Below are 23,084 nucleotides of genomic sequence, written 5' to 3'. Positions count from 1 at the left end.
TGCCGGAGTGTCAGACGGTGACGGTGGTGCCGTTGGGGATGCGCTGGTACCTGTCGCCGATGAGTTCGGTGATCAGGGCGTCGACGATGACCTGACCGTCTTTGGTGAGGATTGCATCGTGGATGGGGTACACGGCCGGTGCATCCACTTCGCGAATGAACTCAACGGTCTCCGAGAGTTTCAGCCAAGGTGCGGCCACTGGGACGAGAAGTGCCCGGACAGGCAGATCGGGAACGGTGAGCGCGTCGCCTGGGTGGAAGATGCCGTCGATGACATAGCCGACATTCGCCGCCACCGGGAGTTCCGGATGGATTATGGCGTGATGTCTTCCGACGACTTCCACCGCAAGGCCCCCGGTCCGTATGACGTCGCCTGCGCTCACCGGGGTGAAGGGGAGATGCCCCAGCACTTCTGAGAGCGATTCGGGTCCGTAGATTCGGATCTGGGGACGGTCCTCAGTGAGTTTTCTCAGCTCGGGGTCGTTGCAGTGTTGAGCATGTCTGTTCGTGATGAAGACGGCGTCCACGCCGTCCAGGGCGGAGGGGTCGGAGAGGACGCCTGGATCGATGACGAGACTGCTCTGTTCGGTATCGAACCGGACGCACGAATGGCCGTACTTGGTGAGCCGCATGGTTTCACCCTAGGGCGCGCGGGCGTCCCCGGAGAGCGTTCCCCGAGTTCCGCGGCCCTCGCTCGTCGCAGGATCACCAGCTACGCAGGGTCCAAGACCTTCGGTGACGGTGCCGGTTCCAGCAGAACCGATCGGCATTGAGACTAGACGTTGCGGTCCCAGATCATTCTGAGGCCGTGCAGGGTGAGGTTCGGTTCGTAGTGGGTGACCGTCTCGCACTGCTCGATCACGACCGGGGCGAGGCCGCCCGTGGCGACGACCGCCGTCGGTTCGGCACCCAGTTCCTCGGTGATGCGGCGGACGAGGCCGTCGACCTGCGCCGCAGTGCCGTAGACCATGCCGGACTGCAGACACTCCACAGTGTTCTTGCCGATGACGCTGCGGGGCTTGACGAGCGGAATCTTGAGGAGGTTCGCAGCGCGTGAGGCCAGGGCGTCGATGGAGATCTCGATGCCCGGGGCGAAGGCCCCGCCGAGGAAGTCGCCGTGCTCGGAGATCACGTCGATGTTCGTCGAGGTCCCGAAGTCCACGGTGATGCAGGGCCCGCCGTAGAGGTGGAAGGCCGCGTGCGTGTTCGCGATCCGATCGGGCCCGGCCTCGCGCGGGTTGTCGATGCTCAGGCGCACGCCGGTCTTGATGCCGGGCGCGATCTGCACCAGGTGCGCGTGCGGGTAGTACCGCTGCACCATCTTCGCGACCTCCGCGCCCTGTTGCGGCACAGTGGACGAAAGGGCGATGCCGGTCAGGTCCACGCCGTCGCCGTCGAGGAGGGCCCGGAAGGTGAGCCCCAGCTCGTCGGCGGTGGCGTGCGGGTCCGTGCGGATCCGCCACGAGTGCTTGAGGGTCTCGCCCTCGAACACGGCGAGCACCGTGTTGGTGTTCCCGATGTCCACACACAGCAGCACGGTCTACTCCTCGAAGTCGAGTCCGATGTCCAGAATGGGCGAGGAGTGGGTGAGCGCTCCGACCGAGATGTAGTCGACTCCGGTGGCGGCGTAGTCGACTGCGCTCTCAAGGCTGATGCGCCCGGTGGCCTCGAGCTCGGCCCGATCCCCGACGGCCTCGACGACCTCACCCAGCTCCTTGGGGCTCATGTTGTCGCACAAGAGGAACACGGCTCCGGCGGCGACCGCTTCGAGCGCCTCGTCGAGGGTCTCGACCTCCACCTGGATGTCGATCTCGGGCTCGGCCGAGCGGACGGCGGCGAAGGCCTCGCTGATCGAACCGGCCGCTTCCTTGTGGTTGTCCTTGATCATCGCCACGTCGTACAGGCCCATGCGCTTGTTGTCGCCGCCGCCGGCGCGCACCGCGTACTTCTCGAAGGCGCGCAAGCCGGGTGTGGTCTTGCGCGTGTCGAGGACGGTGGTGTGCCAGTCGGCGAGGACGTCCGCGAAGCGGCGCGTGTGGGTGGCGATGCCGCACATGCGGCACAGCAGGTTCAGGGCGGTGCGCTCGGCCGCGAGGAGCGAGCGGGTGGGGCCGGTGACTCGGGCGAGGACCTGGCCGGCGCGGATGCGCGCGCCTTCCTTCGCCAGGTAAGTGAACTCGATGTCGCCGGGCATGGCGTGGAAGACCGCGTGCGCGACTGGGAGGCCCGCGAGGAGCCCGTCGGCGCGGGCCGTAACGGCCACTGTGGACTTGTGCTCGGGTCCGAAGATCGATTCGGAGGTGACGTCGCGGCGGGCGTGCGAGAGGTCCTCGTCCAGGTAGTCCTGGACGGCCACGTACACGTCCTCGGGGTGGAGGCGGAGGGCGAGCAGGCGCTCGTCCAGTCCGGCCCCGCCGGGCGCTTCGGCGAATCGGCTCATGCGATGGGCTCCCAAATGGTCTCGAGCTCCCCGTCGGAGCTGATGGAGAGGTTGAGATGACCGAGCCAGACCGCTTCGGCCTCGGGGTGGTCCTCGCGCCAGTGGCTGCCTCGGGTCTCCCGCCGCCGGTGGGCGGCGGCGGTGACGGCCGCGGCGACCGTGAGGAGGTTCGTAGCCTCCCATGTGGCCGGTCGCGGACGTCCTGACACATTGTCCCCCAAAGCCGTCAGCGACGCTGCGGTGGCCTCCAGTGACGCTTCGGAGCGGAGCACCCCGGCCCCCGCGGTCATCGTCTCCTGGATCGGCGCGCGCGAGGTCGTGGAGCAGACGTCGCCCTCGCCCTCGGGCGCTTCGGCGACCCCGGGACTGGGCTTGTTCTCGGCGAGGTCGTCGGCGATGCGCTGCGCGAACACGAGCGCTTCGAGCAGCGAGTTCGAGGCGAGGCGGTTCGCGCCGTGCAGGCCCGTGCAGGCGGCCTCACCGGCCGCGTAGAGGCCCGGAACACTGGTGCGGCCGAACAGGTCCGTGCGCACACCCCCGGAGGAGTAGTGGGCGGCGGGCGCGACCGGGATCATGTCGACGACCGGGTCGATGCCGAGCGCGCGGCAGGACGAGGTCACGGTGGGGAAGCGCGTCTCCAGCATGTCCTTGCCGAGATGGCGGGCGTCGAGCCACACGTGCGGCTTGCCTTCGGCGCGCATGCGGGCGGTGGCGGCCTTGGCGACGACGTCGCGCGGGGCGAGCTCGGCGAGCTCGTGCGCGCCGACCATGAACCGCTCGCCCGAGTGGTCGCGCAGGTGCGCGCCCTCGCCGCGGATCGCCTCGGTGATCAGGGGCTGTCGGTCCCCGCCGATCCCCTCGAGGCTGAGCTCCCCGTCCTTTCCGGCTACGCCTCCAAGGAACAAGGCCGTCGGATGGAACTGGACGAACTCGAGGTCGGTCACGGTCGCCCCGGCTCTGAGGGCCAGCGCCACGCCGTCGCCGATGGACACGGAGGGGTTGGTGGTGGACTGGTAGATCTGACCGAGGCCGCCGGTGGCGAGCACGACCGCGCGGGCCTCGACGCCGCCCACGCCGTGCTCGACGCCTTCGCCGAGGACGTGGAGGCTGACGCCGGCCGCGTTGCCTTTGGCGTCGGTGAGCAGGTCGAGGACCATGGCGTGCTCGATGATGCGGATCCAGGGGTCGCGGAGCACGGCGGAGTGGAGGGCGCGCTGGATCTCGGCGCCGGTGGCGTCGCCGCCGGCGTGGACGATGCGGCGGGCGCGGTGGCCGCCTTCGCGGGTGAGCTGGAGTGAGCCGTCGGGGTGGCGGTCGAATTCGGTGCCGAGGTGGATGAGGTCGGCGATGCGGGCGGGGCCTTCGGTGACGGTGACGTCGACCGCGGCCGGGTCGCAGAGGCCGACGCCGGCGATCTGGGTGTCGCGGGCGTGGGCTTCGGGGCTGTCGAGGGGGTCGAGGACGGCGGCGACGCCGCCTTGGGCCCAGCGGGTGGAGCCGTCGTCGATGCGGACTTTGGTGACGACGGTGACGTGGAATCCGGCCCGGCGGAGGTTGAGGGCGCAGGTGAGCCCGGCGACGCCGGAGCCGATGACGCACACGTCGGTGGTCTCGGTCCAGGACGGGGCCGCGGCCCGCATCCGCCGTGGCAGGCGCGGCAGGGTCGGGAGTGGCATTGCGTGAGGCATGGTCGCGGGTGACACGTGCCGTTGCCCTTCTAGCGGTGGGCGCCCGGTCGCCCGGGTGCCCGTTCGATGGGTGGGCCGCCGATGGGCTCGGCGGACGGCTCAACTGTGCCCCCGTGGGCACGGTGGGTGCCAACCGGGTGTGGCGTGCGTCCCGGTTTCGGGGCGGTGCAGTCGGGGCACCGCGAAGGTCCGCCGCGCCTCTGGGTAAGGGTCCCGGGCTGCAACGCCGGCGAGGCGAGCCTGAAGGAGCGCTGAAGCGGGCCGCCGTGGGCGGTCGCCGCCGCACGCGGCCGGGCCCGGCCTGGGCCGTCGTGGGCGGCTCCTGCCGGGCCCGGGTTCGTGTTCATGCCGGTGTCAGCCCCGGTTGGCGGCGCGTCGGACGAAGTCGGCGAGGTCGGCGGACTGCTGCACGCGCGACTCCTCGTGGACGTACATCATGTGCCCGGCCGGGTAGGTCTTCGTCTCGATCCGCTCGCGGTCGGCGAGGGGGATCTCGAGGTGGTCGAGGGTGTACTCGATGGCCTCGATCGGGACGCCGCCGTCGTAGCGGCCCATCGCGACGTGGACCTGCAGGAACGGGTTGAGGCGCATGACGTTGCCGAGTTTGCCGATGACGTCGACGGCTTCGCCCTCGAACTCCTTGTAGGACCACGGGTGCACGGCGCGGGAGAGGCGCTCGTACACGTGGTCGTTCTCGTATTCGAGTTCGGTGCGCACGTAGTACTGGAGCGCGGCCGAGTACGGGCCGTCGGTGCCGACCAGGAACGGGTCGTACGGCATCTGCTCGTGCGTGTAGTGGTCGGCGGGCCCGGTGAAGCGGGTGTCGAGTCGGCCGGTGATGAGGCGCTTGTGCCGCAGGAGTTCGGCGTAGAAGCGGGTGTGTTCGAGGCGCAGGTTGGCGCGGTCGACGTAGTCCTCGCTCACGCCGGCGAGCGAGGCGATCTTGGCGACGGCGGCGGCGCGCACTTCGGGGGCGAGGTTCTGGCCCTTGGCGAGGATGCCGCGGAACTCGTCGGCGTAGGCGCGGGCCTCGTCGACGACGTCTTCGAGGGTGCGGTCGGGGTGGAGCCCGTGGTAGTGGGCGGTGGCCGCGTACGTGGGGAGGAACAGCGGGTCGGGCAGTTCGGAGCGGCTCGCGTGGTAGAGGGTCTCGGTGTTGAAGGCGGGGGCGATGAACATGACGCCGTTGAGCGTCATGCCGAACCGGGTCTGGAGGTATTCGGCGATGCCGGCGCCGCGGGTGCCGCCGTAGGACTCGCCGATGAGGAACTTCGGTGAGAGCCAGCGGTTGTTGCGGGTCGTCCACAGTCGGATGAGTTCGCTGATGGACTCGATGTCCTTGGAGAAGCCGTGGTAGTCCTTGGCCTTCTCGCCTTCGACGGCGCGGGAGTAGCCGGTGGAGACCGGGTCGATGAAGACCAGGTCGGTGTGGCGCAGCAGGGTCTCGTCGTTGTCGAGCAGGCCGAACGGCGGCGGGGTGAGGCTCCCGGCGTCGCCGGAGTTCACGCGGCGGGGGCCGAGGAGGCCCATGTGCAGCCAGATCGAGGAGGAGCCGGGGCCGCCGTTGAAGGCGAAGGTGACGGGGCGTTCGGTGACGTCGGCGTCGTCGAGGGTGTACCAGGTGATGGAGACTTCGGCTTTGGGCTTGCGGCCGTTGAACTTGTCGTCCTCGGTGATCTCCTCGTGGAGGACGATGCGGCCGGTGGTGGCGGTGTAGGCCAGGTCACCGAGGGTGTGGTGGGTGGTCTTGAGGTCGTCGGCGGGTTCGGGCTTGTCGGCCTTCTTCTCGTCGGCGCCGTTGTCGTCGGCGCCGTTTCCGGCGGCCTCGTGCTTCGGTTCGTCGGTCATGAAGACAGAACTTACCGCGCGGCTAGTGGGGACGCCACAGGGTTGCCGGCGGTGCCGGGCGCGGGGTGCGCCTTGTCCGCGTTGACCTCGATGATCTCGTTGAACTCGTTCACGTGGACGACGGTGGGTTTGAACGCGCGGGCTTCGGCGTCCTCCATCTGCGCGTATGAGATGAGGATCACGAGGTCGCCGGGTTGGACGAGGCGGGCGGCGGCGCCGTTGATGCCGATGACGCCGGTGCCGCGCTCCCCCGCGATCGTGTAGGTCTCGAGGCGGGCGCCGTTGGTGATGTCGACGATGGCGACGAGTTCCCCGTCGAGGATGTCGGCGGCGTCGAGCAGGTCCGCGTCCACGGTCACGGAGCCGACGTAGTGGAGGTCGGCCTGAGTGACGGTGGCGCGGTGGATCTTGGACTTGAACATGGTCCGGATCATCGGGCGTCTCCAATGCTGACGGGGGCGTTGTCGATCAGGCGGGTCGTGCCCGCTTTAGCGGCGATGAGCAGCCTCGCGGGCCCCTGTGCGGGGGCCTCGCCGAGGTCGGTGGCGCGGACGACGACGTAATCGACGTCAAGGCCGGGCTCGGCGGACAGGGTCTTCTGCGCCGCGGCGAGCGGGTCGGGCGAGTCCTGCGCGGCCTTGATGGCGCGCGGGATGGCAAGGGCGGCAGCGCGTTCGGTCTCGGAGAGGAACACGTTGCGGCTCGATCGGGCGAGGCCGTCCGCCTCGCGGTTCGTCTCGACGGCGATGATCTCGATCCCCATGTCGAGGTCGCGGACCATTCGGCGGACCATCGCGAGCTGCTGGAAGTCCTTCTCGCCGAAGCAGGCCGCGTCCGGCTTCGTCAGGTGGAAGAGCTTCGAGACGACGGTGAGCACGCCGGTGAAGAACCCGGGTCGCGAAGCGCCCTCGAGGATCTCGCCGTCCGGTCCCGCATGGACGGTGGTGAGGCCGTCGCGGCCGTCCGGGTACATCTCGTTGACGCTGGGCGCGAACACGAGGTCGACGCCTTCGGCCTCGCACATCGCCACGTCGGCGTCGAGGGTGCGCGGGTACTGGTCCAGGTCCTCGTTCGGCCTGAACTGCAACGGGTTCACGAACACCGTCACGATCACCGCATCCGCGATCTCCCTGGCGCGCTTGAAGTTCGCGCGGTGGCCGTCATGGAGCGCCCCCATCGTGGGGACGACGGCCACGCGGCCGGGCAGGGCCGCGCGGGCCTTCGCCAGGTCGGCCTTGGTGTGGACGAGTACCGTCACGGCGTCTCCTCATTCTCGGGGTGGGCCAGGACCTCGAGCAGCCCTTCGGCATCGGCGCTCTGCAAACGGCCCGAGGCGAGGGCGCGCTCGGCGGTGCGGCGGGCCATCGTCCGGTACACGTCCTCGATCCCGGTCCCGGCCAACGCCTCCAGGTGCCGGGCCACGGTGCCCGCGTCGCCGCGGGAGACCGGGCCGGTGAGCCCGGCGTCGCCGTGGCGCAGCGCGTTGTCGAGCGAGGCCGACACGAGCGGTGAGAGCAGCCGCTCGGGGCCCGCGACGCCGATGGCCCGCAGCTGGTCGGCCGCGTCGTTCACGAGGGTCGTCAAGTGGTTGGCGGCGTAGACGAGCGCGGCGTGGTAGCGGGCGCGGTCGGCCTCGTCGACATGCTCGGGGGTGCCGCCCATCTCCAGGGCGAGGGCTTCACCGACGAATCGGGCCTCGGCCTCGGCGGTGACGGCCCACGAGATGCCCGCGAGGCGCTCGAGGTCCTCGTCGCGGCCGGTGAAGGTCATCGCGGGAGCCAGGGCGACGGTGAGGGCTCCGGCGTCGCGGGCGGGCCGCAGCACGTCGGCGCCGAGCGCGCCGGAGGTGTGCACGACGATCTGCCCCGGCCTGATCGGCAGGGAGGCCACGAGCGGGGCTACGCGATCGTCCGGGACCGCGATGAGCACCAGCTCGGAGGCGGCGACCACGTCAGGGGCGGGGAGGATCTCGGCGCCGGGCAGGTGGCGGGCGGCGCGGGCGAGGGAGGCGTCGGATACGGCGGAAGCGGCGACGACCCGGTGGCCGGCGCGGGTGAGGGCCGCTCCGAGAATGGAGCCGACCCTGCCTGCGGAGACGACCCCGACGGCGAGTCGGGAGGCGGGCCGCTGCGGGGCTGCGCTGCGCTGCTGATCCATGTTGCTGATCCAGTCCTTTTCGAGGTACCGGTCATTGCTTACGCGTTAATTGTGCTTCGCAGGATCGCCCACGCCAGCCCGGGAGCCTGCGAGTGGCAATTCTCACTCGCGGACTATGGTCAGGGCCATGACGGGGTTCGAGCGCTGGAGCGCGGCGATGGCTCGGGCCCTGTACGGGCCGGACGGATTCTATCGGCGTGAGCTGCCGGGACGCCATTTCGCGACCAGTGCGCAGGCCCCCGCGTTCGCGGAGGCGATCGCGCGGTTCGCCGACCAGGTCGACGCGCGCCTGGATCGCCCGGAGGCGTTCACCGTGGTGGACGTGGGCGCCGGGGGCGGTGAGCTCCTGGAGCGCCTCGCGGGGCTCCTCGACGAGCGGATCCGCCTCGTGGCCGTGGAGCTCAGGCCCAGGCCCGAGTACCTGCCGGAGCGCGTCGCTTGGCAGGCGGAGGTCCCTGACGCGATCGAGGGCCTGCTCATAGCGTGCGAACTGCTCGACAACGCGCCGTGCGACGTCGCGGTGATCGACGCGGACGGCCAGGCCCGCTACGAGGAGGTCGACGAGACCGGCGCGACCCGGCTGGGCGACCCGATCACCGGCGAGGACGCGGCCTGGATCGCCGAGTGGTGGCCGATCGCCGTCGAGGGCGAACGGGCCGAGATCGGCACGCCCCGTGAGGACCTGTGGCGCGGCCTGACCGCCCGCCTGACCCGCGGCACCGCCCTGGCGATCGACTACGGCCACCTGAAGGGCGACCGCCCGGAGGCCGGCACGATGACCGGCTTCAAAGACGGCCGCGAGACCCCGCCGATCCCCGACGGCACCAGGGACATCACCGCGCATGTGGCCGTGGACGCCATCGACTGCGACCTCCGGGAACCCCAGCGGGACGCCCTCCTGCGGCTCGGCCTCGACGCGGCCCTGCCGGATCTCGCACTCGCCTTCCAGGACCCGGTCGCCTACGCCGAGGCGCTGGCGAGGGCCGGTGCCTCGACCAGGCTCACCGACCCTGCGGGCCTGGGAGCCCACTGGTGGCTCCGCACCGACCGCCGGCCGTAGGCGGTGCGGCCCTCACGCCGCCGTCGGCCCCTCAGAGCCGGGCGATGATGAGGGAGATGTCGTCGCTCGCGCCGCCTGCGACGCCGAGCTCGTCGAGCACCACGTCGGCCATCTGCCGCGGATGGAGGTCGCGGTGGCGGGCCAGGGTCTCGCACAGCCGGTTCAGGCCCGCGTCGATGTCCTCGCCCCGCCGCTCGATCAGCCCGTCCGTGTAGAGCACGAGGGAGTCCCCCTCGGTGTAGGGCTGCCCGGCCTGCGAGCAGGGGACGTGCTTCGGGCGCGCGCCGAGGGGCGGGTCGAGGGCCTGGCTCAGCAGTTCGCACTGGCCGTCCGGGTGCACCAGCACCGGGGGCGGGTGTCCGGAGTTGCTGTAGATGATGAGTCCGCTGGAGGGGTCCACCATCGCTTTGACGGCTGTGGAGTTCAGCGCGCTCTCCATCGAGCGGGCGTACAGGCCCAGGACTTCGAGGGCGTGGGCGGGCCGTTCCAAGGCGCGGATGGCGGCGTTCAGGACGCTGCGGAGCATGCCCATGACGGCGGCGGCCTCCAGGCCGTGGCCGACGACGTCGCCGACGGCCAGTGCGAATCGGCCGCCGGACAGGTCGGCCACGTCGTACCAGTCGCCGCAGACGTTCATGGTTTCGACGGCGGGCAGGTACCGCACGACGACATCGGGGTGCTTCTCGAGGTCAGGCGTCAGCAGCATGGCCTTCTGGAGCGTGACGGCGACCTGGTGGTCGCGTATGTTGGCCTCGCTCAGTTCCACGTTGAGGTGCTGCAGCTCGCGGGCCCGTTCGAAGAGCTCGGCCTCCCGCGCCAGCGCTCCGGTGGGCGCCTCGGTCGGCAGGTGGTGGCCGACCTCGTGGGTTTGGACGAACGCCGTCACGTCCTCCGCTCGGATGAGGATCCATTCGACCGGGCCGTCCGGGCCGGCGACGGGTGAGTTGATGAGCGACCACCAGCGTTCCTCGAACTTGGAGGTGCCCTCGATGGGGACGTCGTATTTCTGCAGGGCCATGGTGTGACGCTTCCCGTTCTCCATGACCCATTTCAGCGAGGACTTGACGTTCCGTTCGCCGCTGGCTTCGGGATCGGGGAAGACGTCGAAGAGCGGGCGTCCGATCAGCTCGTCGAGGTTCTTGCCGGTGGCCTCGACGTAGGCGGGGTTGGCGGCGGCGATCACGAGGTCCGGCGTGACGACCACGCAGGGAGCCGGCATCGCCTCGAACAGTGCCACGTAGTCCAGATCTGACATCTCAGACAACCCCTGCTTCACGGGCGATGCTGCCTTGCCCTTCAGTCCCTCCCATCACTGTATACGCCTCTGGGGAGCCGAAGGGGGAACACGGAGATGCGCTTACCGTCCGCTCCACGGCGACCGGATCGCCACCGCGCTCGGGCTCGGTGCGCCGATCACGGGCGGATCCGCCCCGGCGGAGATCCGCGACGGCCGCGACGGCAAGCACGGCTACGCCGGCCGCGGGCCCGTGCGACTGACCGGAGGGCGGTCACGCCATCACGGTCGCGGCGGCGGGCTGGGCCGCCGCACGGAAGGCGGTGGGGCTCATGCCCTTCCGCCGTTTGAAGGCGTTGCTGAAGCCGAACTGGTCGGCGTAGCCGATGCGCCTGGCCACTTGGGCGACGGTGAGATCGGGGTCGGCCAGGAGTTCCTCGGCGAGCTGCATGCGCCATTCGGTGAGGTACGTGAGGGGCGGTTCGCCCATGATCTCGTTGAAGCGCTTGGCGAGCAGCGCGCGGGAGACGCCCGCTTCGCCCGCCAGGTCGGCCACGGTCCACGGGTTCGCGGGCCGGGTGTGGATCGCCTCGAGCGCCGGCCCCGCGACGGGGTCGGAGAAGCCCCGGTACCAGACCGGGGCCTGCCGCCCCTGCTGGTCGAACCAGGTGCGCAGCGTGCACACGAGCCCCCAGTCGAAGAGGCGGTCGATGAACGCCTGCGTCCCGGGCTTGCGGCTGCCGATGTCGATCACGCAGGCGTCGAGCCACACGCAGATGTCGGAGTCGTCGTCGATCACCAGGACCGGCGGTAGGGCGCGCATGAGGCGCTCATGGCGGCGGCCCGACGCGCGGTAGGCCCCCACGAACAGGGCCGTGGCCGCACCCTCCGCCGCGACGGGCACCGGGGACTCGATCTCGGCGCACGCCTCGGGGTCGAAGCAGGTGAGCCAGTAGTCGAGGTGCGGCCGGTGCACCGACGCCGCCTCGTCGGCCATGCGGAAGGGCTCGCCGCTGCGCACGACCGCCGTCTGCCCGGCTTCGACCGCGACCTCCGTGCCGTCGGCCAGCATGATCACGCCGCCGCCGCGCGCCACCGTGACCATGGTCAGCGGCGCCCGGTCGTCGAAGCTGACCACCCAGGGGGCCTTGAGGAGTGCGTCGCTGAGGATCGCGCCTTCCGCGCGGATGCCACTGAGGAGTTCACTGAGCGGGTCCATCCACCGATCGTAGACGAACACGCATGGATCGGAGAGTCACGGCCATCGCTCGTCCACGCGATCGCGGCTGTACTGGACACCAGGCACCGAACCACCTGGAGCACACCATGACCGCAAAGACCGCACTCGTCGTCGTCTCGCACCACCGCGCCGACTCGCTCACCACGCACATCGGCGACGTCCTCGCCGACCGCCTCAAGGAAGCCGGGTACGCCGTCGACCTCCTCGACCTGCGCGCCGAGGGCTTCGACCCGCGCATGACCGTGGAGGACCAGCCCGACTGGGACGACCGCGACAAGGCCTACTCCCCCGAGACGCAGGCGCACATGGCGCGCATCGTCGACGCCGACCTGATCGTGCCGGTCTTCCCGGTCTACTGGAACAGCGTCCCCGCGCTCCTCAAGGGATGGATCGACCGTGTGTGGAACTACGGGTTCTCATACGGCCGCAGCAAGCCGCGGCTCGCCGGGAAGCGGATGCTCTGGATCGGTACGGCCGGCGCCGCCGAAGGCGACGAGTACTGGACCTCACTGCGGGACCTCCTCGATCGCACGCTGCGCGACGGCATCTCCTACTACAACGGGATCACCGACGCCGCCGTCGAAGTCCTGCCCGACGCCGAGGGCGAACCCCAGATCGTCGACGCCGACGGCAACTTCACCAAGGGCGAGGCCCTCACCGGCGAGCAGCGCACCGCCCACTACGCGGCGATCGACCGCCTCGCGGTCGAGCACCTCGAGAAGTTCCTCGGTTGAGCACAGGGCTCGGCACCCGTTGCGGCGCAGCGGGTGCCGAGCGATCTCAGGACTCGAGACGGAGGGCGTTCGCGGGGCACAGGCGCACCGCGGCGGCCACCTCGCCGTCGCAGTCCTCCGCCGCATCGGCGAGGAGCACGACCCGACCGTCCTCCTCGTCCTGGTCGAAGTACTCGGGCGCGGTCAGCGCGCACATCCCCGAACTCGCGCACGCCTCCGTGTCGGCGTTGATCCTCACCTTCCCCCCTCCCTACCAGGTCACCGGCAGTTCGGCGACGCCGTAGAAGTTCTGCCCGGTCACCATCGGCACCTCCGCGGCGGGAACGGCCAGCTTCAGGTCCGGGAAGCGCTCGATGAGCCCGGCGAACGCGATGCGCATCTCCATGCGCGCCAGCTGCTGCCCCAGGCACTGGTGCACGCCGTGCCCGAACGTCAAGTGTCCCTTGGCGTCCCCGGCCACGTCCAGCTTGTCGGGCTCGATGAAGTGCGCCTCGTCGCGGTTGGCGGTCTGCACCGACACCGTGACGTACTCGCGCGCCTTGATCTGGTGCCCCTCGAACTCCATGTCCTCCTTCACCTGCCGGATCAGTCCGGTGTGGATGATCGTGAGGTAGCGCAGCAGTTCCTCGACCCCGCCGGCCATCAGCTCGGGCCTCGCGCGCAGCAGGTCCCACTGGTCGCGGTTCTCCAACAGCGCCATGGTGCCCAAGGAGAGCATCTTCGCGGTCGTCTCGTGCCCGGCCACCAGGAGCAGGATCGCCATGCCCGCGACCTCCTCGTCGGCCAGTTCGGCGTCGGCGGCCAGGTCGCCGAGGATGTCGTCCGTGGGGTTCGCCCGCTTGGCCGCCGCCAGCTCGCCGACGAAGCCGTACAGCCGCATGATCGCGGCCTCCTTGGCCTCGGATCCGGCGTCGATGGTGAAGATCGCGCGCGTGTCCGACTCGAAGCGGTCGCGCTGCTCGTACGGCACGCCGAGCAGTTCGCAGATCATCATCGACGGCACGGGGACCGCGAACTCGGCCACCAGGTCGGCGGGCCGCGACCCGGCCGCGAGGGCGTCGAGGCGTTCCCGGACATGCTGTTCGATGCGCGGTTCGAGCTGCTTCATGCGCTTGACCGTGAACACGCCGGTGAGCTTGCGGCGCAGGCGGGTGTGGTCCGGCGGGTCGAGTTCGATGAACATGCCTGGCGTCGTGGGGAAGTCGCCCTCGAAGTCGCGGTAGGCCTCCAGTCCGGGCATCGGGATCGGCGCCAGGGCCGGGCCGCCGAGCGTGGAGCTGAAGCGCGTGTCGGCCAGGACCTTGCGGGCCAGGCGGTGGCTGGTGACCAGCCAGCCCAGTCGGCCGTCGGGGTAGTACCGCATCCGCCGCATCTCGGACCCGCGATGCAGGGCCATGACGGCGGCGGGCGGGTCGAACGGGTGGTCGCGCTCAAGCGGGATGCCGTAGGGCACTTCGGTTTCGGCGGTGTCGGGTGTAGACATCGATGGCTCCTCGGTGGTGTCCGATCGCGGCTCGCACGATCTACGTATATCTAGACTATACGTATATGCTCGCGGCGCGCAAACCCCTCAACCGGCGAGCAGCTTGCCGACCGCGTCGTCCGCGCGCGCGAACAGCGCCGCGTAGTGGCGCTCGCGCGCCGCTCCCTCGAGGCCCTTGGCTTCGGTGTCGAACAGGGCCTGCGTGTGGACCTCCGTGACGTCGCAGAACTCGGCGATCCCGCGCCGCAGCGCCCCGTCGAGCAGCGCCCGGGTGAGCGCCGAATCCGGGTCGTCCTCGGCGAGACCGGCCAGCCCGAGCCATAGGATCCGCTTGCCCGCCATGGGCTTCTCACGCCGCCCATACGTCAGCCCGTAGTTCCAGACCCGGTCGATCCAGCCTTTCAGCAAGGCGGGCAGGCCGAACCACCACACCGGGAACACGATCGCGACGAGATCGGCGGCCAGCAGCGGCTCGGCGTATCCGTGCACCTCGTCCGAATAGCGCTTCTCGCGGTTGCCGTAGTCGGGCTCGTCCTCCACCCGGTTGCGGGGATCGAAGCCCTCCCGGTGCAGGTCGAGGAAGTCGACGCGGTACCCGGCGGCATCGAGGCGGTCCGCCGCGCGGCGCGCGAGAGCCGCCGTCAGGGAATCGGCGCGGTGGTGGGCCATGACGACGAGGGCCGTGGGCTGCGTGTCCATGCGGGTCTCCTTCCGGTGGCGCCGCCGCTGCGGCGGCACCCCTCGAGTACAGCCCCGATCCAGTGGACGTCCCATGGTCGAGAAACGGGAAAACCTTTGCGATCGTCTACGGTTGCGGCATGGACCCGCTCAGCGACATGCTCGCCGACATCCGCGCCGAAGGCGCCGCCGTGCACCGGGCCGCGCTCGCCCCTCCATGGCGGCTCCGTTTCGACTGCGTCGCACACGACAGCGCCACGTACAACAGCGCCGCCGTGCCGCTGACCATGGTCACCGCCGTCGCCGGGAGCGCCGAACTCGTGCTGCACGACGGCACGAAGCACCGGCTCACCGCCGGATCCACCGCGATCGCCCGCGTCCCCTTCGAGCTGGCCGACGACCGCGCCACACTCGACCGTCCGATCCAGGCGGTCGCGATCGAGGCAGCCCCGCAAGCGGACCGGGACGCGTCGACGGTCCTCATCGCCGGGACCTACCGTCCCGCGAGCGCACGGCACCAGCGGCTCATGCGGGCGCTCCCCGAAGCGCTCGTCCTCGACGAGGAGGTCGACGACGTCCTCTGGCTGCACTCCATGCGCGACGCGCTCGACCGCGCGCACGCCCCCGGCGGTCAGGCCATGCTCGACCGCATCCTCGACTGGGGCCTCGTGTGCACCCTCGGCTGCTGGTTCGAACGCCAGGAGGCCGCGGCCCCCGGCTGGTACCGGGGCGCGCTCGACCCCGTCACCGGCCCCGCGCTCGAGGCCGTCCACCGGCACCCCGGCCGGGCCTGGACGGTGGAGGCGCTTGCCGCGCAGGCGAAGGTCTCACGCGCCCATTTCGCCAAGCGCTTCACCGAGGTCATGGCGCAGCCGCCGCTGCGGTACGTCACCGAGCGCCGCATGGAGCTCGCCGCCGACCTCCTCGCCGACCCCCAGGTCCCGGTCGCCGCGGCCGCCGCCGCGGCCGGCTACCGGGATCCGTTCGCCTTCTCCACCGCGTTCAAACGCCACCACGGAATGAGCCCCCGCGCCTACCGGTCGCGACGGGTGTGACGTCGATGTCCGTCAGGTTCGCGCCACGAGCCAGCCGACCCCGGCCAGCAGGGCGATCAGCCCGAAGAAGACGTAGATCGCCAGCTCGACCCATTCGCTCGCCGAGCTCGGGCGCCAGAAGCGCCTGCGCTGCCGCCCGGGTCCGTTCCGGTCAGGGGTGTCGTTCATGCGTCCAGCGTAGGCAGTGGTTCCCACCGAATCCAACACGGCAAATGACTTTGACGCAGTGCCGTTGGCCGCACAGAATCGACGCATGGGATTCGTGGACCTCTCCGGCGTGCGGTACGGCCTCAGCGACGGCACCACATTGTTCGACGAGGTGTCGTTCCGTGTCGGCGAAGGCGCGAAGGTCGCGCTCATCGGAGCGAACGGGGCCGGGAAGACCACCCTGCTCGACATCGTCACCGGTGCTCTCGCGCCGGACGCGGGCACCGTCTCGCACTCGGGCGGGCTGGGCGTCATGCGCCAGCTCGTGGGCATGCGCGAAGGCGAGCGGCCGCTGCGTCATCTCGCCGTCGACCTCGCGCCGCCGCCGGTGCGGGCCGTCGCGGCGCGGCTGGCGCTCGCCGAGGGCCGCATGGGAACCGGGGACGGCACCGAGAAGGAGCAGCTGGCGTACGCGCAGGCGCTCGCCGACTGGGGCGAGGCGGGCGGTTACGAGTTCGACGTCCTGTGCGACACGGTCGCGGTCGCGATCCTCGGGCGGCCTTGGGAAACGGTCAAAGATCGTCCACTCAGGACGCTCTCGGGCGGGGAGCAGAAGCGGTTCGCGCTCCAGCTGCTCCTGCAGGGCCGCGACGAGGTGCTGGTGCTCGACGAGCCGGACAACTTCCTCGACGTGCCGGCGAAACGCGAACTGGAGCAGGCGATCCGGGACTCGGACAAGTCGATCCTGTTCGTCTCGCACGACCGCGAGGTGCTCGCGAACGCCGCGAGCTCGATCGTCACGCTCGAGGCCGGCACCACCTGGACGCACGGCGGCGGCTTCGCGACCTGGCACGACGCGCGCGCGGGCCGCCACGAGCGCTTCGAGGAGCTGCGCCGCCGCTGGGACGAGGAGCACCAGAAGCTGCGTGAGCTCATGCTCATGTACAAGAACAAGGCCGCGTACAACTCCGACATGGCCTCCCGGTACCGGGCGGCGCAGACGCGGCTGCAGAAGTTCGAGGAGGCCGGGCCGCCGCCCGCGCCGCCGCGTGAGCAGGACATCCGCGTGAAGCTCGAAGGCGGGCGGACCGGCAAGCGCGCCGTGATCTGCGAGCAGCTGGAGCTGGAGGACCTGACGTTCCCGTTCGACCTGGAGGTCTGGTACGGCGACCGCGTGGCGGTCCTGGGCGCCAACGGCACCGGCAAGAGCCACTTCCTGCGCCTGCTCGCGCAGGGCGGCTCCGACCCGGAGTCCGGGCTCTCGGGGAAGCGGCGGCTCGACCCGGTGCGGCACAGCGGTGTCGCGCGGCTCGGCGCCCGCGTCTACCCCGGGCACTTCTCGCAGACGCACGAGCATCCGGAGTTCGACGGTCGCACGCTCCGCGAGATCCTGTGGGAGGGCGACTAGGACCGGCCCTCGCTCGACCGTTCGAAGGCGATGAGCGCCCTCAACCGGTACGAGCTCACTGGACAGTCCGAACAGGACTTCAAAACGCTCTCGGGCGGCCAGCAGGCGCGGTTCATGGTGCTGCTGTTGGAGCTCTCCGGCGCGACCTGCCTGCTTCTGGACGAGCCGACGGACAACCTCGACCTCGCCTCGGCCGAAGCGCTCGAGCAGGGCCTGAAGGCCTTCGACGGCACCGTCCTCGCCGTCACCCACGACCGCTGGTTCACCCGCGGCTTCGACCGCTTCGTGGTCTTCCAGAACGACGGCGAGGTCGTCGAATCGGACGAGCCCGTCTGGGACGTGCGGTAGGAAGGACCTGGGGGGGGGGGGGGGGGGGGGGGGCCGGGGGCGGGGGGGGGCGCGGCGGCGCGGCGCGCGCCGCGCGCGCGGCCCGGCGGGGCGGGGGGTTGGGATGCCCGGGGGGGGGCGCCGGGCACCCGGGGGGGGGCGGGCGCCCCGCCCCCGCGTCGATGCGCCCTGTGCGCCAGGGCGGAACAGTGGGGGGCGTTCACCAGGTGACGGGCAGCGTGTGGACCCCGTACACGTTCATCTCGCTGCGCATCGGGATCTCAGCCGGGCCAGCCGGTCGGGGTGTTCGAGCAGCGCGAACGTGCCCAGGGCGAGCATGTTCGCGACGAGCCGGCCTTCGACGCCGTCGGGGCAGTACCGCATGGGGCGCAGCGGTCGCTCCTGCATCGCCATGAGACCGGCGGGCGGGTCGCAGCGGGTCTCCCGCCGGTACGGCAGGCCGTAGGGCAGTGCCTCTTCCGCGGCGGCTTCGGTGGCGGTGTCTTCAGTAGACATCAGGGCTCCTGGAGGCGCGGCAGCACGGTCACAGCTGCAAGATGCGTCTGCGGCGCAACACTTTTCGGACGCGCCGCACTCGATCACTGCTTCGTGGTCCCCACCACGTCGGAGCTTATGGGGGAACGCACTGCCGCGCAACGACTCCGCGCATTCCTGTCAGGAACCCGACACGGATCGTGCCTACCGCTGCGGCTGTTGCCTACAGGAGTTCGAGGAGTGCCTCGAGGTACTGTGCGACGCCGTCGTCGTTGTTGCCCGCAGGGGCGATCTCGGTGGCGGCGGCCTGGACCCACGGGTGGCCGTTGGGCATCGCGACGGAGTGCCCGGCGGCCTCCATCATGCTGAGGTCGTTGGTGGCGTCGCCGAAGACGAGCACGTCCGACCAGTCGATGCCGAACTTGTCGAGCACGACCTGGATCCCGGCGGCCTTCGTGACGCCGACCGGGCAGACCTCGAGCATGCCGACGCCGGACTCGGTGACGGTGACGAGCTTCGGGTCGATCACGTCCTTCGCGGCGACCAGCAGTTCGGGGCCGGTGTACTCGTCGGACACGAAGTAGCCCTTGACCATCGGCCCGGTGAAGGCGAGGTCGCGCGGCGCGGTCTCGAGGGTGACGGCCGTCCATGGCCAGTCGGGCATGGGGTCGCCGGTGATGTGCCGCGCGGGGTCGGCCGGTTCGGCGAGCGCGCGCACGGGGCCGACCTCGGCTTCGATCAGGCGCAGCGCCTGGTGGAGCACCTCGCCTTCGACCGATCGGTCGGCGAGCTGGACGACGGTGTCGTCGTACCGGCATTCGTAGACGAACGCGCCCTGGCCGAGCACGAGGAAGTCGGCGGAGGGAACGTCGTTGCGGCACAGTTCGAGCAGGCGCGGCCCGCGCCCGGTCGCGCCGACGAGGATGACCCCCGCCGCCGCCAGGCGTTTGAGCGCGGACATGGTGCGCGGGGAGACGGTCTCGTCGGAGCGGACGACGGTGCCGTCCAGGTCCGTCGCCACGAGCCGGGGTGCCCGGTCCATTTGGATCATGAGTCCTCCTTGGTGGTCTCGCTGCGATCCGCCGTCGCCGTGCCGACGAACCCCGCGTGTCGGGCTGACACTGCCACATCGCTCGGCGCGGAGCCGTCGGCCCGCTGGAGCTCCAGCTGCGCCGGTGTCGTCAGAACCACCGGGACAGCACTTTCGCCACCCCGTCCTCCCACACCGAGGGGGCGACCTCGTCCGCTGCGGCCCGCACGTCGGGCGGCGCCTGGCCCATCGCCACGGCCCATCCCGCCCACGCGAACATGGTGAGGTCGTTGTGGGCGTCGCCGAAGACGACGGTGTCGGACGATGATACGCCGTAGTGGGCCGCGATACGGGCGATGCCGGTGGCCTTGCTGATCCCGGGCGGTCCGATGTCGACCCAGCCGTTGTACCCGACCTCGACGTGATAGTCGGCGGCGTCCAGGGCCGCGCCCGCGGCGAGGCGCATGGCCTGCGGGCAGCGCTCGGGCCCGCCGTAGCGGTTGGTCGAGTCGACGCGGGCGACCAGGCGCGGGGCCGGCCGCGAGACCAGCTCCTCGATCGTGATCTCACCGGCCCAGCGGGCGGGGAAGTCGCGGCGGAAGCCCTTGGTGTGCCACCAGCCTTCGAGGTCCCATTCGACCGCGAACTCGACGTCCGGGTTCGCGGCGACGAGCGCTTCGACCGCGGTGGCGGCGTCGACGGTGGACTGGTGCGAGATCGCGCGGGCGCCGAGGTCGTATTCGCCCGCGCCGTGCGAGGCGGAGGCGAAGCCCTCGTCGAGCCCCAGGTCGTCGGCGGTGCGCACGGCGCCCCAGATGGCGCGGCCGGTGACGACGGCTACGGGGACCCCGGCGTCGCGGACGGTCTGCAGCGCGTCCACGACCGCGCGGCTGGGCTTGGAGTCCGGCACGCCGCCGGCCTTGGCGCCCTTGGTCTCGTGGTAGTCCACGACAGTGCCGTCGAGGTCGACGGCGATGAGTTTCGGGGGCGCTTGTCGGGGCGAGGACGGGGCGGAGTCTGACACTCGTCAACCGTATCCCCGGTCGCGTGAACGCAGGGGTACCGTGCGTTTGAACTCATGCCGCCGCGCGCATGACAGGTTGCAATCACACCAAACCCACCCATCGTGGCGGCTTGCGGCATACGGTTCGTCTATGGGCGAGATCATGATCGAACGCGTCTACGATTACCGCGCGGACCCGCAGCGGGCCGGGAAGGTCTTCCTGGTCGACCGGCTCTGGCCGCGCGGCGTCAGCAAGGAGGACCTCGAAGGGGTCACCTGGGCGCAGGACGCCGCGCCGTCGCCGAACCTGCGGATCTGGTTCGGCCACATGGCCGACCGCTTCACGGAGTTCACCGGCCGCTACCGCAGCGAACTCGACAACCATCCCGAACGGGCCGAACCGCTCCTGGAAGCGGCGAGATCGGGCCCGGTGACCCTCCTCTACGCCGCCAAAGACCCGGAAGTGAACCATGCTCTGGTGCTGAAGGCCTGGCTCGAGGAGCAACTGTCCGAATAGTCCTCAATCCGTCGGACCCCCGTGTCAGCTTCGTTGACCGGGGGTCCTCTGGTCGGTCGATCCTCCCGGCGAAAAGCGACACGCCGAGGCTGTCGTACCCGCATGTCAGGGTTATCGACCGGGGGCCCGAAGATCGGTCGGGTCGCCGAGACAACCGGAAACGCCCGAAAGCACACGGCCCGCCGATCCTGGGATCGGCGGGCCGCTCACGTCTCCGGCCTACTGCTTCGGCTCGAGCACGTCCTTGCCCAGGAACGGCTGCAGCGCCTTCGGCACCGCCACCGAGCCGTCCGCCCGCTGGTGGTTCTCGAGGATCGCCACCAGCCAGCGCGTGGTCGCGAGCGTCCCGTTCAGGGTCGCCGCCACCGCGTTCTTGCCCTGCTCGTCGCGGTACTTCACATTGAGCCGCCGCGCCTGGAAGGTCGTGCAGTTCGACGTCGAGGTCAGCTCCCGGTACCGCCCCTGGGTCGGCACCCACGCCTCGCAGTCGAACTTCCGCGAAGCCGAAGTGCCGAGGTCGCCCGCGGCGACGTCGATGACCCGGTAGGGCAGCTCCATCTTCTGGAGCATCTGCTCCTCGTACGACAAGAGCTTCTCGTGCTCGGCCTCGGCGTCCTCGGGCTTGCAGAACGAGAACATCTCGACCTTGTCGAACTGGTGGACGCGGATGATGCCCCGCGTGTCCTTCCCGTACGACCCGGCCTCGCGACGGAAGCACGACGACCAGCCCGCGTAGCGGCGCGGCGCGGTGAGCTCGCCGAGGTTCTCCCCCGAGTGGTACGCCGCGAGCGGCACCTCGGAGGTGCCCACGAGGTACATCTCGTCGCGTTCGAGGTAGTAGATCTCGTCGGCGTGCTCACCGAGGAAACCGGTGCCCTCCATGGCCTCCGGGCGCACCAGCACCGGCGGGATCATCGGCGTGAAGCCGGTCTCGACGGCCTGCTGGATGGCGAGGTTGAGCATGGCGAGCTGCAGCAGCGCGCCGTCGCCCGTGAGGTAGTAGAAGCGGGCGCCGGAGGTCTTCGCGCCGCGCTCGGTGTCGAGCAGGCCGAGGGCCGTGCCGAGCTCGAGGTGGTCTTTCGGCTCCTCGATGGCGGGCTTCTCGCCGACCTCGCGGAGCACGATGTAGTCGTCCTCGCCTCCGGCGGGGGCGCCCTCGGCGACGAGGTTGGGGAGGGCCTTCCCGGCGGCGTCGAACGCGGACGCGGTCGCGGTCACCTTGAGTTCGGCGGCCTTGACCTCCTCGGCGAGGGTCTTGGTGCGCTCCAGGAGCGTCTTCTTCTCGTCGGGGCCCGCGCCGGCGATCTGCTTGCCCAGGCTCTTCTGCTCGGCACGGAGCGTCTCGAAGGACTGGAGGGCACTGCGGTGGTCGGCGTCGGCGGAGAGGAGGGCGTCGACGGCCTCGACGGAGGCGCCCCTCTTGCGCTGGCTGTCGCGGTAGGCGTCCGGGTTGTCTCGCAGTGCACGCAGATCAATCACGTGACCAGATTACCGGCCAGCTCACTTCGGCCCCGAGCGCATATTGTGGGCGTGTGGCGGTCGATATGGGCGAGGCGGAATTCGAGGCTGCGGTGTCGGACGCGCTGGACGCGGTGCCGCAGGAGCTGATGGCGATGCTCGACAACGTCGTGATCCTGGTCGAGGCGGAGCCCGAGGGGCCCGAGAAGGAGCTGCTGGGTCTCTATCAGGGGACGGCGCTGACGGATCGGGGCTGGGAGTACGGCGGGGTCCTGCCGGACACGATCACGATCTACCGGGGGCCGACGCTGCGGATGTGCGCGACGGCGGAGGAAGTGGTCGACGAGGTCGCGGTGACGGTGGTGCACGAGATCGCCCACCACTTCGGGATCGAGGAGGCCCGTCTCCACGAGCTGGGCTGGGGCTGACCTGCCGCATCTGCGCCGCGAATCGCCGAAACGGTCTCGTGAATTCGATCCGCTTCGGCTTTCGAGGCTCGCATTCGCGAGGTTAAGCTGAGGGTGTGACGACGTTTCGCATCGGGGAGGCCGCCGAGCTGCTCGGGGTCTCCGCCGACACGGTCAGGCGCTGGATCGATTCCGGGCGCCTCGCCGCCTCCCGCGACGACCAGGGCCAGGGGCAGCGGTCGATCTCGGGTGCCGACCTCGCCGCGTTCGCGCGGGAGCGGGCCGGCGCGCCGGACGCGGGAGCAGGGTCGTCCTCGGCGCGGAACCGCTTGCGCGGCATCGTCACCGCCATCACCAAAGATCAGGTCATGGCCCAGGTGGACCTGCAGGTCGGGCCGTTCCGGGTCGTCTCCCTCATGAGCCGCGAGGCGGTGGACGAGCTCGGGCTCGAGGTCGGGTCGCTGGGAACCGCGGTGGTGAAGTCCACGAACGTGGTCGTCGAACGCGCCGATCACTGAGAGACAGGAGTCCACTTGAGCACCGCTGCCGCCCGGATCACCGCCGCCCTGGCGCGCACCGCCTCCCGCCTTCCGCTCGCCGCCGCGCTGATCACCCCCCGCCGGTCCCGCGGGGCGGCGTCGACCCGGGCCCGCCGCTGTGCCGCCACCCGCCCGCT

The 23,084-nt window shown here is 70.5% G+C and carries 24 protein-coding genes and 1 pseudogene; 7 read left to right on the top strand and 18 right to left on the bottom strand.

Annotated elements, in window-relative coordinates:
* Window positions 1-10: 10 nt before the first annotated feature.
* The 8 genes from JHY01_RS16285 to JHY01_RS16250 all read right to left on the bottom strand — a co-directional run bounded on the left by JHY01_RS16285 (window position 11) and on the right by JHY01_RS16250 (window position 8,132).
* Window positions 11-631: an MBL fold metallo-hydrolase gene (locus tag JHY01_RS16285; RefSeq protein ID WP_205326713.1), complete on the bottom strand. Its 621-nt coding sequence runs from the start codon at window positions 629-631 to the stop codon at window positions 11-13.
* A 143-nt stretch (window positions 632-774) separates the two neighbouring features.
* Window positions 775-1,536: a type III pantothenate kinase gene (locus tag JHY01_RS16280; protein WP_205326712.1), complete on the bottom strand. Its 762-nt coding sequence runs from the start codon at window positions 1,534-1,536 to the stop codon at window positions 775-777.
* A gap of 3 nt (window positions 1,537-1,539) precedes the next feature.
* On the bottom strand, window positions 1,540-2,439 hold the full coding sequence (gene nadC, locus JHY01_RS16275) for a carboxylating nicotinate-nucleotide diphosphorylase (RefSeq protein WP_205326711.1): 900 nt from the start codon (window positions 2,437-2,439) through the stop codon (window positions 1,540-1,542).
* Entirely contained in the window at window positions 2,436-4,115 is a 1,680-nt protein-coding gene (locus JHY01_RS16270; RefSeq protein WP_205326710.1) for an L-aspartate oxidase, read from the bottom strand. Before JHY01_RS16270 ends, nadC begins: the two co-directional genes overlap by 4 nt.
* A 366-nt stretch (window positions 4,116-4,481) precedes the next feature.
* Window positions 4,482-5,975 carry a S10 family peptidase gene (locus JHY01_RS16265; RefSeq protein ID WP_205326709.1) on the bottom strand — a complete coding sequence of 498 codons (1,494 nt, stop codon included), beginning with the start codon at window positions 5,973-5,975 and terminating at the stop codon, window positions 4,482-4,484.
* 11 nt (window positions 5,976-5,986) lie between these two features.
* Window positions 5,987-6,409, bottom strand: a complete 423-nt coding sequence (gene panD, locus JHY01_RS16260) for an aspartate 1-decarboxylase (protein WP_205326708.1) — start codon at window positions 6,407-6,409, stop codon at window positions 5,987-5,989.
* Entirely contained in the window at window positions 6,406-7,233 is an 828-nt protein-coding gene (gene panC / locus JHY01_RS16255; RefSeq protein WP_205326707.1) for a pantoate--beta-alanine ligase, read from the bottom strand. The genes panD and panC overlap by 4 nt, the downstream gene beginning before the upstream one ends.
* Entirely contained in the window at window positions 7,230-8,132 is a 903-nt protein-coding gene (locus JHY01_RS16250; protein ID WP_205326706.1) for a Rossmann-like and DUF2520 domain-containing protein, read from the bottom strand. Before JHY01_RS16250 ends, panC begins: the two co-directional genes overlap by 4 nt.
* Window positions 8,133-8,259: 127 nt before the next feature.
* Here JHY01_RS16250 and JHY01_RS16245 point away from each other — a divergent pair, with 127 nt between their 5' ends.
* Window positions 8,260-9,192: an SAM-dependent methyltransferase gene (locus JHY01_RS16245; RefSeq protein WP_205326705.1), complete on the top strand. Its 933-nt coding sequence runs from the start codon at window positions 8,260-8,262 to the stop codon at window positions 9,190-9,192.
* A gap of 31 nt (window positions 9,193-9,223) precedes the next feature.
* On the opposite strand, the gene JHY01_RS16240 is transcribed toward JHY01_RS16245, so the two are convergent.
* On the bottom strand, window positions 9,224-10,447 hold the full coding sequence (locus tag JHY01_RS16240) for a SpoIIE family protein phosphatase (protein WP_205326704.1): 1,224 nt from the start codon (window positions 10,445-10,447) through the stop codon (window positions 9,224-9,226).
* A gap of 253 nt (window positions 10,448-10,700) precedes the next feature.
* Window positions 10,701-11,645: an AraC family transcriptional regulator gene (locus JHY01_RS16235; protein ID WP_205326703.1), complete on the bottom strand. Its 945-nt coding sequence runs from the start codon at window positions 11,643-11,645 to the stop codon at window positions 10,701-10,703.
* Window positions 11,646-11,752: 107 nt separating this feature from the next.
* Between JHY01_RS16235 and JHY01_RS16230 the strand changes: the two genes are divergently transcribed.
* Complete coding sequence (locus tag JHY01_RS16230) at window positions 11,753-12,400, top strand: NAD(P)H oxidoreductase (RefSeq protein WP_205326702.1); 648 nt, start codon at window positions 11,753-11,755, stop codon at window positions 12,398-12,400.
* Between the two features lie 46 nt (window positions 12,401-12,446).
* On the opposite strand, the gene JHY01_RS16225 is transcribed toward JHY01_RS16230, so the two are convergent.
* The 3 genes from JHY01_RS16225 to JHY01_RS16215 all read right to left on the bottom strand — a co-directional run bounded on the left by JHY01_RS16225 (window position 12,447) and on the right by JHY01_RS16215 (window position 14,582).
* Window positions 12,447-12,638, bottom strand: a complete 192-nt coding sequence (locus JHY01_RS16225) for a ferredoxin (RefSeq protein ID WP_205326701.1) — start codon at window positions 12,636-12,638, stop codon at window positions 12,447-12,449.
* Window positions 12,639-12,650: 12 nt separating this feature from the next.
* Complete coding sequence (locus tag JHY01_RS16220) at window positions 12,651-13,883, bottom strand: cytochrome P450 (protein ID WP_205326700.1); 1,233 nt, start codon at window positions 13,881-13,883, stop codon at window positions 12,651-12,653.
* An 87-nt stretch (window positions 13,884-13,970) separates the two neighbouring features.
* A complete protein-coding gene (locus JHY01_RS16215) occupies window positions 13,971-14,582 on the bottom strand; it encodes an NAD(P)H oxidoreductase (RefSeq protein WP_205326699.1) in 612 nt (203 codons plus the stop codon).
* A gap of 119 nt (window positions 14,583-14,701) precedes the next feature.
* Between JHY01_RS16215 and JHY01_RS16210 the strand changes: the two genes are divergently transcribed.
* Complete coding sequence (locus JHY01_RS16210; RefSeq protein ID WP_205326698.1) at window positions 14,702-15,616, top strand: AraC family transcriptional regulator; 915 nt, start codon at window positions 14,702-14,704, stop codon at window positions 15,614-15,616.
* A gap of 12 nt (window positions 15,617-15,628) precedes the next feature.
* On the opposite strand, the gene JHY01_RS16205 is transcribed toward JHY01_RS16210, so the two are convergent.
* Window positions 15,629-15,784, bottom strand: coding sequence for a hypothetical protein (locus tag JHY01_RS16205; RefSeq protein ID WP_205326697.1), 156 nt, complete (start codon window positions 15,782-15,784; stop codon window positions 15,629-15,631).
* A gap of 85 nt (window positions 15,785-15,869) precedes the next feature.
* Between JHY01_RS16205 and JHY01_RS16200 the strand changes: the two are divergent.
* Window positions 15,870-17,519: pseudogene (locus tag JHY01_RS16200) on the top strand (ATP-binding cassette domain-containing protein).
* 237 nt (window positions 17,520-17,756) lie between these two features.
* On the opposite strand, the gene JHY01_RS16195 reads toward JHY01_RS16200, so the two are convergent.
* The 3 genes from JHY01_RS16195 to JHY01_RS16185 all read right to left on the bottom strand — a co-directional run bounded on the left by JHY01_RS16195 (window position 17,757) and on the right by JHY01_RS16185 (window position 20,047).
* A complete protein-coding gene (locus JHY01_RS16195; protein ID WP_205326696.1) occupies window positions 17,757-18,014 on the bottom strand; it encodes a hypothetical protein in 258 nt (85 codons plus the stop codon).
* A 202-nt stretch (window positions 18,015-18,216) separates the two neighbouring features.
* Window positions 18,217-19,044: an HAD family hydrolase gene (locus tag JHY01_RS16190; RefSeq protein ID WP_205326695.1), complete on the bottom strand. Its 828-nt coding sequence runs from the start codon at window positions 19,042-19,044 to the stop codon at window positions 18,217-18,219.
* A gap of 130 nt (window positions 19,045-19,174) precedes the next feature.
* On the bottom strand, window positions 19,175-20,047 hold the full coding sequence (locus JHY01_RS16185; protein ID WP_205326694.1) for an HAD family hydrolase: 873 nt from the start codon (window positions 20,045-20,047) through the stop codon (window positions 19,175-19,177).
* Window positions 20,048-20,177: 130 nt separating this feature from the next.
* On the opposite strand from JHY01_RS16185, the gene JHY01_RS16180 reads away from it, so the two are divergent.
* Complete coding sequence (locus JHY01_RS16180) at window positions 20,178-20,543, top strand: DUF488 domain-containing protein (RefSeq protein ID WP_205326693.1); 366 nt, start codon at window positions 20,178-20,180, stop codon at window positions 20,541-20,543.
* Window positions 20,544-20,762: 219 nt separating this feature from the next.
* Here JHY01_RS16180 and serS read toward each other — a convergent pair whose 3' ends face one another.
* Window positions 20,763-22,022 carry a serine--tRNA ligase gene (gene serS / locus JHY01_RS16175; protein ID WP_205326692.1) on the bottom strand — a complete coding sequence of 420 codons (1,260 nt, stop codon included), beginning with the start codon at window positions 22,020-22,022 and terminating at the stop codon, window positions 20,763-20,765.
* A gap of 65 nt (window positions 22,023-22,087) precedes the next feature.
* Between serS and JHY01_RS16170 the strand changes: the two genes are divergently transcribed.
* Both JHY01_RS16170 and JHY01_RS16165 read left to right on the top strand, forming a co-directional pair.
* Window positions 22,088-22,429 carry a metallopeptidase family protein gene (locus tag JHY01_RS16170; RefSeq protein ID WP_205326788.1) on the top strand — a complete coding sequence of 114 codons (342 nt, stop codon included), beginning with the start codon at window positions 22,088-22,090 and terminating at the stop codon, window positions 22,427-22,429.
* Window positions 22,430-22,524: 95 nt separating this feature from the next.
* Window positions 22,525-22,926 (top strand): molybdopterin-binding protein, encoded by a 402-nt coding sequence (locus JHY01_RS16165; protein WP_205326691.1) that lies wholly within the window; start codon window positions 22,525-22,527, stop codon window positions 22,924-22,926.
* Window positions 22,927-23,084: the final 158 nt, after the last annotated feature.

The sequence above is a fragment of the Glycomyces sp. YM15 genome (assembly GCF_016918015.1).
In the GTDB taxonomy this organism is placed as follows: domain Bacteria; phylum Actinomycetota; class Actinomycetes; order Mycobacteriales; family Micromonosporaceae; genus Glycomyces.
This window is presented reverse-complemented; position numbering and strand designations above follow the sequence as displayed.

What these genes read in the sequence shown, in the direction of transcription:
- JHY01_RS16245 (WP_205326705.1), top strand. Translation starts at nt 8,260, where the DNA reads ATGACGGGGTTCGAGCGCTGGAGCGCGGCGATGGCTCGGGCCCTGTAC.
- JHY01_RS16205 (WP_205326697.1), bottom strand. Translation starts at nt 15,784, where the DNA reads ATGAACGACACCCCTGACCGGAACGGACCCGGGCGGCAGCGCAGGCGC.
- JHY01_RS16180 (WP_205326693.1), top strand. Translation starts at nt 20,178, where the DNA reads ATGGGCGAGATCATGATCGAACGCGTCTACGATTACCGCGCGGACCCG.
- panD (WP_205326708.1), bottom strand. Translation starts at nt 6,409, where the DNA reads ATGATCCGGACCATGTTCAAGTCCAAGATCCACCGCGCCACCGTCACT.
- JHY01_RS16235 (WP_205326703.1), bottom strand. Translation starts at nt 11,645, where the DNA reads ATGGACCCGCTCAGTGAACTCCTCAGTGGCATCCGCGCGGAAGGCGCG.
- JHY01_RS16195 (WP_205326696.1), bottom strand. Translation starts at nt 18,014, where the DNA reads ATGTCTACTGAAGACACCGCCACCGAAGCCGCCGCGGAAGAGGCACTG.
- JHY01_RS16250 (WP_205326706.1), bottom strand. Translation starts at nt 8,132, where the DNA reads ATGGATCAGCAGCGCAGCGCAGCCCCGCAGCGGCCCGCCTCCCGACTC.
- JHY01_RS16270 (WP_205326710.1), bottom strand. Translation starts at nt 4,115, where the DNA reads ATGCCACTCCCGACCCTGCCGCGCCTGCCACGGCGGATGCGGGCCGCG.
- JHY01_RS16210 (WP_205326698.1), top strand. Translation starts at nt 14,702, where the DNA reads ATGGACCCGCTCAGCGACATGCTCGCCGACATCCGCGCCGAAGGCGCC.
- JHY01_RS16215 (WP_205326699.1), bottom strand. Translation starts at nt 14,582, where the DNA reads ATGGACACGCAGCCCACGGCCCTCGTCGTCATGGCCCACCACCGCGCC.
- JHY01_RS16240 (WP_205326704.1), bottom strand. Translation starts at nt 10,447, where the DNA reads ATGTCAGATCTGGACTACGTGGCACTGTTCGAGGCGATGCCGGCTCCC.
- JHY01_RS16170 (WP_205326788.1), top strand. Translation starts at nt 22,088, where the DNA reads ATGGGCGAGGCGGAATTCGAGGCTGCGGTGTCGGACGCGCTGGACGCG.
- JHY01_RS16285 (WP_205326713.1), bottom strand. Translation starts at nt 631, where the DNA reads ATGCGGCTCACCAAGTACGGCCATTCGTGCGTCCGGTTCGATACCGAA.
- JHY01_RS16220 (WP_205326700.1), bottom strand. Translation starts at nt 13,883, where the DNA reads ATGTCTACACCCGACACCGCCGAAACCGAAGTGCCCTACGGCATCCCG.
- nadC (WP_205326711.1), bottom strand. Translation starts at nt 2,439, where the DNA reads ATGAGCCGATTCGCCGAAGCGCCCGGCGGGGCCGGACTGGACGAGCGC.
- JHY01_RS16265 (WP_205326709.1), bottom strand. Translation starts at nt 5,975, where the DNA reads ATGACCGACGAACCGAAGCACGAGGCCGCCGGAAACGGCGCCGACGAC.
- JHY01_RS16190 (WP_205326695.1), bottom strand. Translation starts at nt 19,044, where the DNA reads ATGATCCAAATGGACCGGGCACCCCGGCTCGTGGCGACGGACCTGGAC.
- JHY01_RS16230 (WP_205326702.1), top strand. Translation starts at nt 11,753, where the DNA reads ATGACCGCAAAGACCGCACTCGTCGTCGTCTCGCACCACCGCGCCGAC.